The sequence below is a fragment of the Rathayibacter festucae DSM 15932 genome (assembly GCF_004011135.1).
GTDB lineage: Bacteria > Actinomycetota > Actinomycetes > Actinomycetales > Microbacteriaceae > Rathayibacter > Rathayibacter festucae.
On the sequence record NZ_CP028137.1, the window covers coordinates 2,454,421 to 2,469,977 of the forward strand.

Below are 15,557 nucleotides of genomic sequence, written 5' to 3' on the forward strand. Positions count from 1 at the left end.
GTGCGGACGGATAGGCGACGTCGCAGTGCGGGCGGGCAGGCGACGCCGCGGTGCGGACGGACGGGCGGCGCCAGAGCGCCGGTGTTCCGGCGCCAGGGCCGTCGGGGCCCGACGCAGCCGGGAAGACTGGGGCGCTCTCGCCGTCGCTGCCGACGCGCTCCCTCCCGTCGCCGCAGCGACCCTCGCCGAGACGAGCACCATGCCTCGACCCCCGACCCGGCTCACCGTCGTCGTCGCCCTCGCCTACGCCCTGGTCCTGGCCGCCGTGGTCTTCTGGCCGACACCGGTCGACGGCGGGCACGCGGGCGAGCTGAAGCAGGTCCTCGCACAGCCCCGCGCCGACGGCCTCGGGCTCCCCGGCTACGGCGGGATCGAGGCGACGGCGAACGTGCTGCTCTTCGTCCCGCTCGGACTGCTCGCGGCGCTGCACCTCCGCGGGCACCGGGCGTGGCTCGCCGTCCTGCTCGGCGCGGCGACGAGCGCCGCCGTGGAGACCGTGCAGCTCCTGCTGCTGCCCCAGCGCCACGCGGACGTGCACGACGTGCTGGCGAACACCGCGGGCGCCGCGATCGGCGCGGTCCTCGGCGTCGTCCTGCGCCGACGAGTCCTGGCACGACGACGCCGGAGGGCGGCGGAGCGGGACCGCGCTCGCGCACGTGTCCCGCTCCGCCGCCCTCCGGCGTGACGGGGGTCGATCCCCCGGGTGGAACGGAGCGGCCGCCGGTCAGCGGGCGGCCGTCACTCGCCGTGGATCAGCGGCCGAGGCCGCGGTACTCCCAGCCTGCGGCGCGCCAGGCGTCCTGGTCGAGGCAGTTGCGGCCGTCGACCACGAGCTTCCCGGCCACCTTCTCGCCCGCGGCGACGGGGTCGATCGCGCGGAACTGCTTCCACTCGGTGACGACCACGACGGCGTCGGCATCGCGCAGGGCCTCGTCGACGTCGGTCGTGTAGGTGAGGTCGGGGTAGCGACGGCGGGCGTTCTCGATCGCCTCGGGGTCGGTCGCCACCACGTCGGCGCCGAGGTCGTGGAAGCGGGTCGCCACGTCGAGCGACGGCGAGTCGCGGACGTCGTCCGACTCCGGCTTGAACGCGAGGCCGAGAACGGCGATCTTCTTGCCCTCGACCGAGCCCCCGAGGCCCTCGGTGACGAGGTCGACCACGCGCTGGCGGCGGCGCAGGTTGATCGCGTCGACCTCCTTGAGGAAGGCGACCGAGTCGCCCACGCCGAGCTCGTCGGCGCGGGCGGAGAAGGCGCGGATGTCCTTGGGCAGGCAGCCGCCGCCGAAGCCGATGCCGGCGTTCAGGAAGCGGCGGCCGATGCGGACGTCGTAGCCGATGGCGTCGGCCAGCTGGGTGACGTCGGCGCCGGTGACCTCGGCGATCTCGGCGATGGCGTTGATGAACGAGATCTTGGTGGCGAGGAAGGCGTTGGCCGAGACCTTGACGAGCTCCGCGGTCGCGTAGTCGGTGACCACGAGCGGGGTCTCGGCGGCCAGAGCCGTCGCGTAGACCTCGTCGAGGGTCGCCTTGGCGGCCTCGCCGGCCGCACCGGCGGGCACGCCGTAGACGAGGCGGTCCGGGCTGATCGTGTCCTCGACGGCGAAGCCCTCGCGGAGGAACTCCGGGTTCCAGGCGAGCGTCGCGCCGCTGGCGGCGATCCGCTCGGCGAGGCGGGCGGCGGTGCCGACCGGGACGGTCGACTTGCCGACGACGAGCGAGTCCGCCGTCAGCAGCGGCAGGATGCCGTCGATCGCGGCGTCGACGTAGGCCATGTCGGCCGCGTTCTCGCCCTTCTTCTGCGGCGTTCCCACCGCGATGAAGTGCACGGCGGCGTCGGCGGCGTCGGCCGTGTCGGTCGAGAAGCGGAGGCGGCCGGAGGCCACGCCCGAGGAGAGCAGCTCGGGCAGACCTGGCTCGAAGAACGGAGCGGTGCCGGCGGAGAGCGCCTCGATCTTCGCGGGGTCCACGTCGATGCCGATGACGTCGTGGCCGAGCTCGGCCATCGCGGCGGCGTGGACGGCTCCGAGGTAGCCGCAACCAATGACAGAAAGCTTCACGGGATTTCTCCGAATCGTAGGCGGGTCGATGTCGCGTCGGCGACTGCAGGAGGAAGGAACGGGTGGAGCGGAGGGAGCCCGCGCGGCACGCGCGAGGTCAGCTCCGCGCCAATGCTCTCAGATCCCGGGAGATGTCGTGGACGGCCGCGGCGATCTCCTGAGCGACGCGGACGTGCGTGCTCTCGCTGCGGCCGATCGGATCGTCGATGTCGTCGCCCTCGCCGCGGGGCGCCCGGCCCCGGTTCGCCGCGGCCAGCCGCACCACCGAGCGCAGTCGAGCGGCGGGGTCCTCGACCGCGGGGATCGGCACCTCGGCGAGGACGAAGGGGAGCACGCGGGCGAACTCGCGCAGGGTGAAGCCCCGCAGCAGGAGCGGCGGGTGGCTCCGCGACGCGTCGACGAGGTGGTCGCGGGTCATCGCGAGCATCAGGTCGGCCTCGCCCGCGACGGCGTCGGAGAGCTTCGCGCTGAGGTGACCGGACGGGTCGCCGCCGAGCTCGGCGGACAGGCGCGCGGAGGTCGGCTCCATCGGGTAGCCGTCCCGCGTCTGCACGCCCGCGCTGCGGAAGGCGAGGAGCGCCGCTCCGCTCGGTGCAGTGAGGTCGCCCAGCTGCGCCCGCAGGAGCTGCTCCGCCATCGGCGACCGGCAGATGTTGCCGGTGCAGACCGAGAGGACGGTGAAGACCGGAGCGGCGGGCGCCGAGGCCGCCTCACCGGGGCGCCACCCGCGCCGGGCGCGCCGCAGGCCGTCGTCCCCCGGGAACGTCATCCGCGGCCGCTCAGACCGCGCTGGGGGCCGGAGCAGGAGCCGGAGCGGCTGCCGCGTCCGGACGCGCGCCCGACTTCTGCGAGCCGTAGTAGCTCGTGTAGTAGTAGCCGTAGCCCCGGCCGACCTGGCCCCGCGGGGGGACGCGGTTGAGGATGACGCCGAGGGTGTGGCCGCTGACGCGCTCGAGGTTCTGGATCGCCTTGCCGAGCTCGTCGGTCGTCGTCCGGCCCGCCGAGATGACGACGAGGGCGCCGTCGGTGCGGGCGGTGAGGATCGCGCCGTCGGTCACGGGCAGCAGCGGCGGGGCGTCCACGAGCACGATGGCCTCGCGGGCGATCTCGTGCAGGAGCATGTCCATGCCGTTCGAGCCGAGCAGCTCGCTCGGGTTCGGCGGGATCGAGCCCGCACCGAGGATCCAGAGGTTGCCGGAGGGACCCCAGGGCTGGAGCACGTCCTGCAGCTCCGCCTTGCCGATCAGCAGGTCGGTGAGGCCGACACCGGGGACGAGACCGAAGGACTTCGCGACGGTGGGCTTGCGGAGGTCGCCGTCGACGACGACCGTGCGCTGACCGGAGGCGGCGAGCGTCACCGCGAGGTTCGCTGTCACGGTCGATTTGCCGTCGGAGGGCAGCGGGCTGGTCACGACGATGATCCGCGGCGGGCTGTCGACGTTCATGAACTGCAGGTTCGTGCGCAGCTCGCGCAGCGCCTCGGCGAGCGCGTGCTTGCCGTCGGACTTCACGTAGTCGGTCGTGTCCGCCTCGGGCACGATGCGGTTGGTCTCGTTCAGGCGCTTGTCGACGGGGAGCGTGCCGACGACGGGGAGGTCGAACAGCCGCTCGACCACCTCGGCGGTGCGGATGCGGCGGTCGAGGGTGTTGCGGACGAAGGCGTAGACGAGGCCCAGCACGAGGCCGGCCAGTGCGCCGACGCCGAGCACCAGGCGCACGTTCGGGAACTCCGGGGAGGACGGCAGAGCAGCGGACTGGACGCCGGAGAGGCTGACGGTGTCGCCCGCTCCCGACTCCTGGTTCACCTGCTGGATGCGGACGGCGATCGCGTCGATCCAGGCGTCGGCGAGGGTGCGGGCGCCCTCCGGGGTGGACGCCGTCGCGCGGACGTTGAGGATCGGCGACTCCGGGTCGGGAGTGACCTGGACGGCGGTGATCAGCGACTCCGCGGTCACGTCGAGCCCGAGGTTGCCGATGACGATCTCGGCGACGTTCCGCGACTTCGCGATCGGGACGTAGGTGAGGGTGCTCGACTTCGCGACGGAGTCCGCGATCTGGCGGAGGTAGATCGCCTGGCTCGGGTCTCCCCCGGCGTCGGCGACCGCCGCCGAGACGAGGCCCTGCGCCTCCGCGGCGTAGCGCGGCTTCTGGGTCAGCGACCAGCCGTAGGCGACGAGGGTGCCCAGGAGCACGGCTGCGACGATGGCGATCCAGTGATCGCGGAGAAGTCGGAGGACGTCTCTAAGTTCCACAGTGTCAAGTTCCTTCACTGGTCCGGACCGATCGGCGACTGCCGGAGACGGGCTTCAGAATCATTGCACGCCGGTGTATCGACCCCGTTTCGGGGACCGTCAGACGTGCACCCCTTCCGGGGTGGGCGGGAGCGGAGTCGCTCTCGCGATCACGCCGAGCCCGAGCAGCTCGTCGACGGCGGCGGACACCGCGGCCGAGGCGTCGATCCCCTCCGGCGGTCCGCCGAGCTCGGCCAGCACCGCGGCGACGAGGTCGGGCAGATCGGCGCCGCCGGCGGCGGAGCGCCAGAGGACCGGACCGATGCCGGCGAGCCGGATCACCGTGTTCTGGCGGAAGACGAGCAGCTCGCCGCTGGGCAGCGCGAGCGCGTCGTCGACGTCCGCTCGGCGCAGGGAGCCGCCGGGGGCAGCGTCCTCCGCCTCGAGCGGGAGCGCGACGACGTCCTGCCAGACCGCCGGCGCCGGCTCGACCGGAGCGGCGAGCAGACCGTCGACGAGATCGAGCGCGTCGGCCGCCTCGGAGTAGACCAGTCGTTTCGCGCCACCGACCGAGGTGATCGTGCGGACCAGCGCGGAGAGCGCCCTCGGCCGGGCGGCGAGGTAGGAGGTCTGGGGCACCAGGGCGTCGATCGCCACGGTCGGCTCGACCTGCTCGAGGCGGGGCGCGTCGACGCCGTCACGGCGCTCGAGCAGGACGATCCCGGCCAGCACGAGCGGCGCCTGCGGAACGGGGCGCAGACCGAGGTCGACCGGCGAGAGCTGGGCCTTCGGTGCGCTTCCGCTCGCGGGCTTCACGGACAGCGGCTTCGGATAGGGCAGCACGGCGCCGGAGGGAGTCACGGCGACCGTCTCGTCCGTCACGTAGCCGAAGCGCTCCCCCAGCACCCGCGAGGCGGTCGTCTTGCCGGTGCCGGAGGCGGCCACGAACGCCAGCACGCGGCCGTCGTCGGCGGCGACGCCGCAGGCGTGCAGCATCAGGAGGTCGCTGCGGCGCTCACCGATGGCCTCGAGCGTGAGCGTCGACGTGAGCGACTCCTCGAGCTGCGCGACGGAGTGCGAGACGACCCGCACACCGCCCGGCGGGACCGCGCCGGGGAGCGACACCTCGGCCGAGATCACGCGAGCGTCGGCGCTGTCGGCGGCGGCGCAGGAGCGCCAGCTGCTCCGGATCCGGGCGACGTCCTCGTCGGACAGTTCGGGCCCGAACTCGACGCGGAACGGGACCTCGAGGATCGCCAGCGACATGCTGCGCGGTCCGGATCGCTCCGGCCCGGATCGCTCGTCACCGGGCCGGTCGGCACCCGTCTGCACGGAGGAGCTCAATACGCCCCGTCCCTCGCCAGGACCGCGCGCGCGGTCTTGAAGAGGATGACGATGTCGCCGGTCATCGACCAGTTCTCGACGTAGTAGAGGTCGAGGCGGACGGTGTCCTCCCACGACAGGTTGGAGCGTCCGCTCACCTGCCAGAGGCCGGTGATGCCGGGCTTCATCAGGAAGCGGCGGTGCACGTGCTCCTCGTACTGCTCCACCTCGCGCGCCAGCGGCGGGCGGGGTCCGATCAGCGACATGTCGCCGCGGAAGACGTTGAGGAACTGCGGCAGCTCGTCGAGGCTGAAGCGGCGGAGGACGGTGCCGACCTTGGTGACCCGGGGGTCCTTCGCCATCTTGAACAGGATGCTGTTGCCCTCGTCGCGCTGCTGGGCAGCGAGCTCGGCCAGGCGCGCCTCGGCGTCGACCACCATCGAGCGGAACTTCAGCATCTCGAAGGTCGAGCCGTTCAGCCCGATGCGCTCCTGGCGGAACAGGATCGGGCCCGGGCTGGTCGTCTTCACCAGCACCGCGACGACGATCAGCACGGGAGCGCTGAGGATGATCAGCATCGTCGATGCGGCGATGTCGAAGAGCCGCTTCGCGAAGCGCTGGCGGCCGTCGAAGCGCGGGGTCTCGACGTGGATCAGCGGCAGGCCGGCGACCGGCCGGGTGTGGATGCGCGGGCCGCCGATGTCGGTGAGGCTCGGCGCCACGACGAGGTGCTCGCGGCCGGGCTCGAGGGTCCAGCTGAGCTCGCGGATCCGCTGCGGCGCCAGCTCGTCGGAGCTCGTGACCACGACGGTGTCGGCGCCGGTCGCGTCCATCACGGCGCGCACGCCGTCGATCCCGGAGAAGCCGTGCAGCGAGAGGCCCGCGAGCTCCGCCTCGCTGGTGAGCGCCTCGGCGCCGCCGACGGAGGTGGAGACCGCGCCGACCAGCTTGTAGCCGGCCTCGGTGCCGCGGCGGAGCTCGCGCGCCGTGTGCAGCACGCTCGCTCGGGAGCCGAGCAGGACGACCTGGCTGGAGAAGCGACCGACCTTGCGCTGCCGGGTCAGCCAGGAGCGCCAGACGAGGCGGCCGACGCAGATCAGCAGGATCCCGGCGGGGAACGCCGTGATGATGTAGCCGCGCGCCAGCAGGATCTGCAGGAGGTAGGCGATGATCGCGACGATGCCGAACAGCCAGATGGAGGCGTCGACGATCCGCCGGTACTCCACGTAGCCGGTGCCGACGATGCGGCGGTCGCGGGTGTCGAAGACCTGCAGGGCGAGGAGCCAGCCGATCGAGAGGACGACCGAGACCCAGGTGTAGCTGACGGCGATGTCCACGGGGTTGTTGAAGCCCACGTCGGAGTTCAGGTTGAGATCGAACCAGAACAGCTGCGTGCCGAAGACCGAGACGAGGATCGCGACGACGTCGGTGGCGAGGAGGCGCCGGCGGTAGTCCTGCTCCCAGGACGGACGGCGCTTCGGCGGAGTCTCCTGCGAAGCCATCGAACCCCCCGGTCTCGCGTGCTGCGTCGGAAGGCCTGCGTGCGTTTCCGGTGATGTCACGCCCGCAAGGCTACCCACTTCCCTGTTTCATTCGGGTCACGCCTGATGAGCACTGCTCGACACTGCTAGCCGCGCAGTCGGCCGCGGCTCTCCTGCAGGTAGCACGAGCCGCAGAGCGACTCGTAGGTGACCTCGGCCCCGTCGATGGCGACCTGGTCGCCGTCGAAGACGAATCGGCCGTCGACCACCCGGCCGTTGAAGATCGCCTTCCGCCCGCAGCGGCAGATCGTCTTGAGCTCCTCGAGGCTGTGCGCGATCTCGAGAAGCCGCCTGCTTCCGGGGAACGCGGCGGTCCGGAAGTCGGTCCGGATGCCGTAGGCGAGGACGGGGACGTTCTCGAGGATTGCGATCCGGAGCAGATCGTCGACGTGCGACTCGGGCAGGAACTGCGCCTCGTCGACGAGCAGCGCGCTGACGTCGCGAGCCGTCTCGGCGAGCACGCGGGCGCGCGCGGCGGAGAAGACGGCGACCGGATCGCCGTCGGGCTCGAACAGGATGTCCACCGGACGGGTCACGCCGAGGCGGGACACGATGAGCTCGTCGCCCTTGGTGTCGACGGCCGGCTTCGCGAGCAGCACCCGGTGCCCGCGCTCCTCGTAGTTGTGCGCGGCCTGCAGGAGCGAGGTGCTCTTGCCGCTGTTCATCGCGCCGTAGCGGAAGTAGAGCTTCGCCATCAGGTCCTGTCTCTGCTCGTGGGCGGGCGGTGCCCGCGGACCGCGCCCGGCGCGGTCCTCGTGGTCGTGGTCGTGGTCGTGATGGTCGTGGTGATCGTCGTGCCGGCCGCGGTCGTGCCGGTCACTCGAGGAGGCCGTCCTCCGCCGCCCGCCGAATCAGGTCGGCGCGCCGGCTGGCCGGGCGGCCGATCTTGGCGTACTTCTGCCGGACGCGGCGCAGATAGGTCTTCGCCGTCTCGAACTGGACGTTCATTCTCGCGGCGACCTCGGGAGTGCTGGCGCCGGCGACGTAGTGGCGCAGCGCCTCGAGCTCCCCCGCACTCAGGCGCGGACGCTGCTGCGCGGCCACCCCGATCGGCAGCGGGCGCCACTGCGAGGCGGACCCCGCGGTGGAGCGCATGGCCATGGCCGAGCGCGCCGCCTCCATCACGTCCTGCATCGACTGCGCCTTCGTGAGATGCCTGGCGGCGCCGGCCCGCAGCGAGCGCTCGCGGATCTCGTCGTCCTCGCGCTCGGCGAGGACGATCACGGTCGCGCCCGCGGCACGGCAGGTGCGGATCCGCGCCTCGATCGAGATCGGCTCGCTCAGCTCGAAGTCCATCAGGACGACCTGCGTCGGGAACACCGTGCTGGTGACCAGCTCCATCCAGGTGCCGGCGCTGACGACGAGCTCGAAGTCCGGGGCGTTGGCGGCGATCCAGCTGCTCATGCTGTCCAGGAGCAGCTCGTGGTCGTCGAGGATGCCGAGCCGGACCGGTCGCGGGCCGCCGTCGGCGGAGGGGGTCTCGGCGGACCGGGCCTCGACGGACCGGGACTCGGCGGCCCGGGCGGAGGAGCCGGACGTCGGCTCACCGGGGCGAGGGAGCATGCGACGATCCTAGCCGCGGGGCCGGATCGCCTCCGCGGCCCTCTCAGAACAGCGTCGGCTGGCCCACGCCGGGCAGCATCGAGGCGCCGTCCTCGCCCAGCTCGCGGAGGATCAGACCGCCGCCGCGGAGACCGAGGTGCCGGGCCGGCTCGTCGCCGTCCTGCGGGCGGCCGTGCTCGCCGCCCAGGGTCCGCAGCACGCCGAGCGAGGGCAGCGCCGAGGCGCCGCGCGCGGTCGGCCCGAGCGCGGAGGAGCGCATCGAGCCGGTCGCCGGGTCGGCCTCCCCCTCCTCCAGCCGGTGGTCGCGCATCAGCGGGCGGATCCGCGCGGACAGCCAGCGGCGGTACTCGGCGGGCGCGTAGGCGGAGCGCCCGGGATAGAGGGAGCGGTAGCGGTCGAGCAGCTCGGGGTGCTCCTGCGCGAGCCACTGCAGGAACCACTCCTTGACCCCGGGCTTGAGGTAGAGGGTCGAGTACATGATCGTGCTCGCCCCCGCCTCGCGGCAGGCGCGGAGCGAGGCGTCGAGGTGGGCGCGGGTGTCGGTGAGGAACGGCAGGATCGGCATCAGGAAGACCGAGCACTCGAAGCCCGCCTCGCGGGCGGCCGTGACGGTCGCCAGCCGGGCCGCGGCCGACGGAGCGCCGGGCTCGATCGAGCGCTGCAGATCCTCGTCGAACACGGCGATCGAGACGCCGAGGTCGACGGGCACGTGCTCGGCCGCCTCGCGCAGCAGCGGCAGGTCGCGCCGGAGCAGCGAGCCCTTGGTCAGGATCGAGATCGGGGTGCCGGAGGCGGCCAGCGCGGCGATGATGCCGGGCATCAGCCGGTAGCGGCCCTCCGCCCGCTGGTACGGGTCGGTGTTGGTGCCGAGCGCGACGGGGTGCCGCTCCCAGCTCGGCCGGGCGAGCTCCCGGGTGAGCACCTCGGCGACGTTCACCTTCACGACGATCTGCGAGTCGAAGTCGCGCCCGCCGTCGAACTCGAGGTACTCGTGGGTGGGCCGGGCGAAGCAGTAGGTGCAGGCGTGGGTGCAGCCGCGCATCGGGTTGATCGTCCAGCCGAACGGCATCTTCGACGAGGAGTGCACCCGGTTCAGCGCCGACTTGGCGAGCACCTCGTAGAAGGTGATGCCGTCGAACTCGGGGGTGCGGACGGTGCGGACCAGCTCGGTGAGCTTCACCAGGCCCGGGAGCGCGGCCTCGTCCGCCGCGCCGATCGCCTGTCCGCTCCACCTCATGCGTCCATTAGAACATGTGTTCGAACGTTTCCGGTGGACGCATGTTGGTCGAGTAGCCGCGAAGCGGCGTATCGAGACCCGCCGTCCCCAGCCGGTCGGGTCTGCAGACCCTTCTTCTGACGATGGCGGATCTCGATACGCCCGCTGCGCGGGCTACTCGATCAGCATGCGGCTTCGCGCCCTCGGTGCTCAGACGGAGGCGCGGAGCGCGAGCGCCTCGGAGGTGGCGGCGACGGTGCGCTCGGCCGTCTCCGGGGCGTCGTTGAGAGTCGAGCCGTAGCTGGGGACGAGCGAGCGGATCCGCGGCTCCCAGGCCTTCATCCGGTCGGGGAAGCAGCGTTTGACGATGTCGAGCATGATCGGCACGGCCGTCGAGGCGCCGGGCGAGGCGCCGAGCAGGCCGGCGATCGTGCCGTCCGCGCCGGTGATGACCTCGGTGCCGAACTGCAGCACGCCGCCCTTCTTCTCGTCCTTCTTCATCACCTGGACGCGCTGGCCGGCGGTGATCAGGTACCAGTCCTCGGAGCGGGCGGTGGGCAGGAACTCCCGCAGCGCCTTCATCTTCTTGTCGCGGCCGGCCAGCACCTCGCCGAGCAGGTACTTCATCAGGTCGAGGTTGTCGCGGGCGACGGCGAGCATCGGGCCGATGTTGTGCGGGCGGATCGACAGCGGCAGGTCGAGCCACGAGCCGCGCTTGAGGAACTTGGGGGTGAAGCCGGCGTACGGGCCGAACAGCAGCGAGGCCTGGCCGTCGACGACGCGGGTGTCGAGGTGCGGGACCGACATCGGCGGGGCGCCGACGGCGGCCTTGCCGTAGACCTTCGCCTGGTGCCGGGCGACGATCGCCGGGTTGTCGGTCCGGAGGAACTGCCCCGAGATGGGGAAGCCGCCGAAGCCCTTGATCTCGGGGATGCCGGACTTCTGCAGCAGGTGCAGCGCACCGCCGCCGGCGCCGACGAAGACGAAGCGGGCGACGACCTTCTTGGGCGTGCCGCCGACCTTCTGCTTGAGGTCCAGGCGCCAGGTGCCGTCCTTCTGCCGGGTGATGCCGGTGACCTCGTGGCCGGTGTCGAGCGTGCCGCCGTGCGCGACGACGTGGTCGAAGAGCTGGTGGGTGAGCGCGCCGAAGTCGACGTCGGTGCCGGCCGGGATGCGCGTCGCGGCGTAGGGTCCACCGCCGGCGGGGCGCTGCTCCATCAGCAGCGGCGCCCACTCGTGGATGGTCTTCGTGCTCTCGGTGAACTCCATGCCGGCGAAGAGCGGCTGGTCCTTCAGCGCCTCGTAGCGCTTCCGGAGGTACTCGACGTTGGCCTCGCCGTGCACGAAGGTCATGTGCGGAGCGGAGTTGATGAAGCTCGAGGGCTCGCGGATGTCGCCGGCCTCGACCAGGCTCGACCAGAACTGCCGCGAGATCTGGAACTGCTCGTTGATCTGGATCGCCTTGGCGGGGTCGACGGAGCCGTCGGCCGCCTCGGGCATGTAGTTCAGCTCGCAGAGGGCGGCGTGGCCCGTGCCCGCGTTGTTCCAGGGGTTCGACGACTCCTGCGCCACGTCGCCGAGGCGCTCGTACGCGGCGATGGTCCAGTCGGGCTGGAGCTTGGTGAGGAGTGCACCGAGGGTGGCACTCATGATGCCCCCACCGATGAGGGCGACGTCGACCGGTTCCGAGGAGTTCACGAGAGTCGAGTTTACCGTCGGGCGCCGGGCGGGAGGCGGGCCGGGGGGTCGCTCGCCCATCAAATTGACGGCTTTTCCCGTCGTGGGGCGGCGGCGGCGGCCGCTGCTCGGACACGTGGGTCTCGATACGCCGCTGCGCGGCTACTCGACCAGCATGCAACCACCGCGGCGCGCAGGCGGGCGCACCCCATGCAACCGCCGCGGCGCGCAGGCGGGCGGACCCCATGCAGGTGCCGCGGCGCGCAGGCGGGAGCACCCCCTGCAGGTGCCGCGGCGCGCGGGGGCGCACCCCATGCAGGTGCCGCGGCGCGCAGGCGGGCGCCCCATGCTGATCGAGTAGCCCTCGCAGAGGGCGTATCGAGATCCACCGTCGGAGAGACGGCGGCCGGAAGCCACCGTCCTGAAGGCGTGGGTCTCGATACGCCGCTCCGCGGCTACTCGACCGGCATGGCGCTCCGCCGGGTCAGGCGACGGGCTGCTTCGCCGCGATCAGCTCGGCGATCTGCACGGCGTTGAGCGCCGCGCCCTTGCGGAGGTTGTCGTTGCTGATGAAGAGGGCGAGGCCGCGGCCCTCGGGGGCTCCCTCGTCGGCGCGGATGCGGCCGACGTAGCTCGGGTCGCTGCCGGCGGCCTCGAGCGGCGTCGGCACCTCGCGCAGCGCGACTCCGGGGGCGTCGGCGAGCAGCTCGCGGGCACGCTCGGGGCTGAGCGGCGCGGAGAACTCGACGTTGACCGAGAGCGAGTGGCCGGTGAAGACCGGCACGCGCACGCAGGTCCCCGAGACCAGCAGGCCGGGGAGCTCGAGGATCTTGCGGCTCTCGTTGCGGAGCTTCTTCTCCTCGTCGGTCTCGTTCAGGCCGTCCTCGACGAGGCTGCCGGCGAAGGGGATGACGTCGAAGGCGATCGGCGCGACGTACTTGTCCGGCGCCGGGAAGGCGACCGCCGAGCCGTCGTGCACGAGGTCGAGCAGGTGCTCGTCGGCGACGGCGGCGCGGACCTGGCCGGCCAGCTCGTTCGCTCCGGCGAGCCCGCTGCCCGAGACGGCCTGGTAGGTGCTGACGATGAGGCGGGTGAGCCCGGCCTCATGGTCGAGGACCTTGAGGATCGGCATCGCGGCCATCGTGGTGCAGTTGGGGTTCGCGATGATGCCCTTCACGGCCTGCTCGATCGCGTGCGGGTTCACCTCGCTGACGACCAGCGGGACCTCGGGGTCCATCCGCCAGGCGCTGGAGTTGTCGATGACCAGGGCGCCCGCGGCGGCGAAGCGGGGCGCCTGCGCGCGCGACCCCGTCGCTCCGGCCGAGAAGAGCGCGATGTCGAGGCCCGAGGGATCGGCGGTCTCGGTGTCCTCGACGACGATGTCCTCGCCGCGGAACGGCAGGGTCGTGCCGGCCGAGCGGGCGGTCGCGAAGAAGCGGATCGACGCGATCGGGAAGTCGCGCTCCTCGAGGAGGCGGCGCATGACGGTGCCGACCTGGCCGGTGGCGCCGACGACTCCGACGTGGAGGGGGGTGCTGCTCATGCTGGGCTCTTTCGTCCGTGGGCCGCTCGCGGGAGGAGCGGCACGAAGGGGTGCTGGCGGGAGGGCCGGGGCGGGCTCCCCGGAGACGGTACCGAACGACGGCGGAGTCGACGGGGCCGGAGTATGCGATCGGCGGGATCGCGAGGGCGTTCGGCGGTCAGCGCCCGGTGCCGGCGTAGACGACGGCCTCGTCCTCGGCGTCGAGGCCGAAGGCGGTGTGCACGACGCGGAGGGCGTCGTTCACCGTGTCGGCGCGGGTCACGACCGAGATGCGGATCTCGCTCGTGGAGATCATCTCGATGTTGATCCCCGCCTCGTAGAGCGAGCGGAACAGCTTGGCCGAGACGCCCGCGTTGGTGCGCATGCCGGCGCCGACGAGCGCGAGCTTGGCGATCTGGTCGTCGTACTGCAGCGACTCGAAGCCGACCTCGTCCTTCTCGGCGTTGAGCGCCGTGAGGACGGTCTGGCCGTCGGCCTTGGGCAGCGTGAAGGAGATGTCGGTGCGGCCGGTCGCGGCGGCGGAGACGTTCTGCACGATCATGTCGATGTTCGAGCCGGTCTTGGCGACGATCGTGAAGATCTGCGCGGCCTTGCCCGGGATGTCGGGCACGCCGACGACGGTGATCTTGGCCTCGTTGAGATCGGCGGCGACTCCGGCGATGATCGGCTCTTCCACGGGCTGTCCATTCTTCTCGGTGCTTCCGGGGGCGTCCTCGCCGGGCACGGCGTTGTAGACGATGGTGCCCTCGTTGGGGCTGAACGACGAGCGCACGTGCAGGGTGACGCCGTGGCGGCGGGCGAACTCGACGGCGCGGATGTGCAGGACCTTCGCGCCGGCGGCGGCGAGCTCGAGCATCTCCTCGCTGGAGATGCGGTCGAGCTTGCGGGCCTTCTTGACCACCCGCGGGTCGGCGGTGAAGACGCCGTCGACGTCGGTGTAGATCTCGCAGGTGTCGGCGCCGAGGCCGGCGGCGAGCGCGACGGCGGTGGTGTCCGAGCCGCCGCGGCCGAGCGTGGTGATGTCCTTGGTGTCGCGGTTGAAGCCCTGGAAGCCGGCGACGATGACGACCGCGTTCTCATCGAGCGCGGCGCGCAGGCGGACCGGGGTGATGTCGACGATGCGGGCGGCGCCGTGCTGGGCGTCGGTGATCATGCCGGCCTGGCTGCCGGTGAAGGAGCGGGCGTCGTAGCCCATGCTCTTGATCGCCATGGCGAGCAGCGCCATCGAGATCCGCTCGCCGGAGGAGAGCAGCATGTCGAGCTCGCGCGGCGCCGGGATCGGCGTGACCTGGTGCGCCAGCTCGAGCAGGTCGTCGGTGGTGTCGCCCATCGCGGAGACGGCGACGACCACGTCGTTGCCCGCCTGCTTCGTCGCGACGATGCGCTTCGCGACCCGCTTGATGCTCTCCGCGTCGGCGACGGAGGACCCGCCGAACTTCTGGACGATCAGGCTCACGCGCTACTCCCGGGTCAGTGGCTCGGGCCGTGGCGACCCGACGCAGGAGTCTACCGGCGGGCGCATGCGCGAGGGGTCATGTTGCGGCGGCGACTGTGCGGGTGTCCTCCGAGCACGGCGGGGCGCGTCCGGCACGCGGAACCGGCTCCGGCACGCGGGAACGGGCGGATTCGACGAGCCGAAGGTGATTGCGCGAGCCGGAGGTCCGATCCGGAGACGTCTGGCACGCGGAAACAGGCCCGGCACGCCGGAACCGACCGAAACCACGAGCCGGAGGTGAGTCCGCGAGCCGGAGGTGGAGAAGGGAGGGGCGGGTCCGCGTCAGTTCTCGACGAGGCGGCGGCCCTCGAAGGCGCGGCCGAGGGTGATCTCGTCGGCGTACTCGAGGTCGCCGCCGACGGGGAGGCCGGAGGCGAGGCGGGTAATGCGGATGCCGAGGGTGCTCAGCATGCGAGAGAGGTAGGTCGCGGTGGCCTCGCCCTCGAGGTTGGGGTCGGTCGCGATGATGACCTCCTGGACCTCGCCGTCGGCCAGGCGCTGCAGCAGCTGGCGGATGCGGAGCTGGTCGGGGCCGATGCCGTCGATCGGGCTGATCGCGCCGCCGAGCACGTGGTACAGGCCGCGGAACTCGCGGGTGCGCTCGATGGCGGGGACGTCCTTCGCCTCCTCGACCACGCAGATGACGGCGCGGCTGCGGCGCGGGTCGCGGCAGATGCCGCAGGTGGCCTCCTCCGCGACGTTGCCGCAGATGTCGCAGAAGTGCACGCGGTTGCGCAGCTCCAGCAGGATCTCGGCGAGGCGCGTCACGTCGAAGGTCTCGGTCTGCAGGATGTGGAACGCGATGCGCTGGGCCGACTTCGGGCCGATGCCGGGGAGCCGGCCGAGCTCGTCGATCAGCTCCTGGACGATGCCTTCGTACATGCGGTCGCCTCCTCTCGGGATGCGGGTTC

Annotated in this window: 14 protein-coding genes; 1 reads left to right on the plus strand and 13 read right to left on the minus strand. The window is 72.0% G+C overall.

The window, feature by feature from the left end; all coding sequences use genetic code 11:
* Positions 1-199 precede the first annotated feature (199 nt).
* The gene (locus tag C1I64_RS11390) at positions 200-685 is read left to right on the plus strand and encodes a VanZ family protein (protein WP_164874523.1); all 486 of its coding nucleotides are present in this window, start codon (positions 200-202) and stop codon (positions 683-685) included.
* Positions 686-752: 67 nt separating this feature from the next.
* On the opposite strand, the gene C1I64_RS11395 is transcribed toward C1I64_RS11390, so the two are convergent.
* The 13 genes from C1I64_RS11395 to recR form a co-directional block, all read right to left on the minus strand.
* Positions 753-2,057, minus strand: a complete 1,305-nt coding sequence (locus tag C1I64_RS11395) for a UDP-glucose dehydrogenase family protein (protein WP_127887280.1) — start codon at positions 2,055-2,057, stop codon at positions 753-755.
* A 97-nt stretch (positions 2,058-2,154) separates the two neighbouring features.
* Positions 2,155-2,826, minus strand: coding sequence for an arsenate reductase/protein-tyrosine-phosphatase family protein (locus C1I64_RS11400; RefSeq protein WP_127887281.1), 672 nt, complete (start codon positions 2,824-2,826; stop codon positions 2,155-2,157).
* Between the two features lie 10 nt (positions 2,827-2,836).
* Positions 2,837-4,309: a tyrosine-protein kinase domain-containing protein gene (locus tag C1I64_RS11405; RefSeq protein WP_159422222.1), complete on the minus strand. Its 1,473-nt coding sequence runs from the start codon at positions 4,307-4,309 to the stop codon at positions 2,837-2,839.
* Positions 4,310-4,408: 99 nt separating this feature from the next.
* Positions 4,409-5,554, minus strand: a complete 1,146-nt coding sequence (locus C1I64_RS11410) for a hypothetical protein (protein WP_127887283.1) — start codon at positions 5,552-5,554, stop codon at positions 4,409-4,411.
* A gap of 74 nt (positions 5,555-5,628) precedes the next feature.
* Entirely contained in the window at positions 5,629-7,113 is a 1,485-nt protein-coding gene (locus C1I64_RS11415) for a sugar transferase (protein ID WP_127887284.1), read from the minus strand.
* Positions 7,114-7,238: 125 nt separating this feature from the next.
* Positions 7,239-7,847 (minus strand): thymidine kinase, encoded by a 609-nt coding sequence (locus C1I64_RS11420; protein ID WP_123447696.1) that lies wholly within the window; start codon positions 7,845-7,847, stop codon positions 7,239-7,241.
* Positions 7,847-7,972, minus strand: coding sequence for a hypothetical protein (locus tag C1I64_RS20770; protein WP_279630167.1), 126 nt, complete (start codon positions 7,970-7,972; stop codon positions 7,847-7,849). The genes C1I64_RS11420 and C1I64_RS20770 overlap by 1 nt, the downstream gene beginning before the upstream one ends.
* Positions 7,969-8,715 carry a response regulator transcription factor gene (locus C1I64_RS11425; RefSeq protein ID WP_127887285.1) on the minus strand — a complete coding sequence of 249 codons (747 nt, stop codon included), beginning with the start codon at positions 8,713-8,715 and terminating at the stop codon, positions 7,969-7,971. The genes C1I64_RS20770 and C1I64_RS11425 overlap by 4 nt, the downstream gene beginning before the upstream one ends.
* Before the next feature lie 43 nt (positions 8,716-8,758).
* Entirely contained in the window at positions 8,759-9,952 is a 1,194-nt protein-coding gene (locus C1I64_RS11430; protein ID WP_127887286.1) for an Rv2578c family radical SAM protein, read from the minus strand.
* A 189-nt stretch (positions 9,953-10,141) separates the two neighbouring features.
* On the minus strand, positions 10,142-11,689 hold the full coding sequence (locus tag C1I64_RS11435; RefSeq protein ID WP_123737555.1) for a malate:quinone oxidoreductase: 1,548 nt from the start codon (positions 11,687-11,689) through the stop codon (positions 10,142-10,144).
* 403 nt (positions 11,690-12,092) lie between these two features.
* The gene (locus C1I64_RS11440) at positions 12,093-13,151 is read right to left on the minus strand and encodes an aspartate-semialdehyde dehydrogenase (RefSeq protein WP_127887287.1); all 1,059 of its coding nucleotides are present in this window, start codon (positions 13,149-13,151) and stop codon (positions 12,093-12,095) included.
* Between the two features lie 157 nt (positions 13,152-13,308).
* The gene (locus C1I64_RS11445; protein ID WP_123447701.1) at positions 13,309-14,607 is read right to left on the minus strand and encodes an aspartate kinase; all 1,299 of its coding nucleotides are present in this window, start codon (positions 14,605-14,607) and stop codon (positions 13,309-13,311) included.
* 321 nt (positions 14,608-14,928) lie between these two features.
* Positions 14,929-15,528 carry a recombination mediator RecR gene (recR, locus tag C1I64_RS11450; RefSeq protein ID WP_123447702.1) on the minus strand — a complete coding sequence of 200 codons (600 nt, stop codon included), beginning with the start codon at positions 15,526-15,528 and terminating at the stop codon, positions 14,929-14,931.
* Positions 15,529-15,557: the final 29 nt, after the last annotated feature.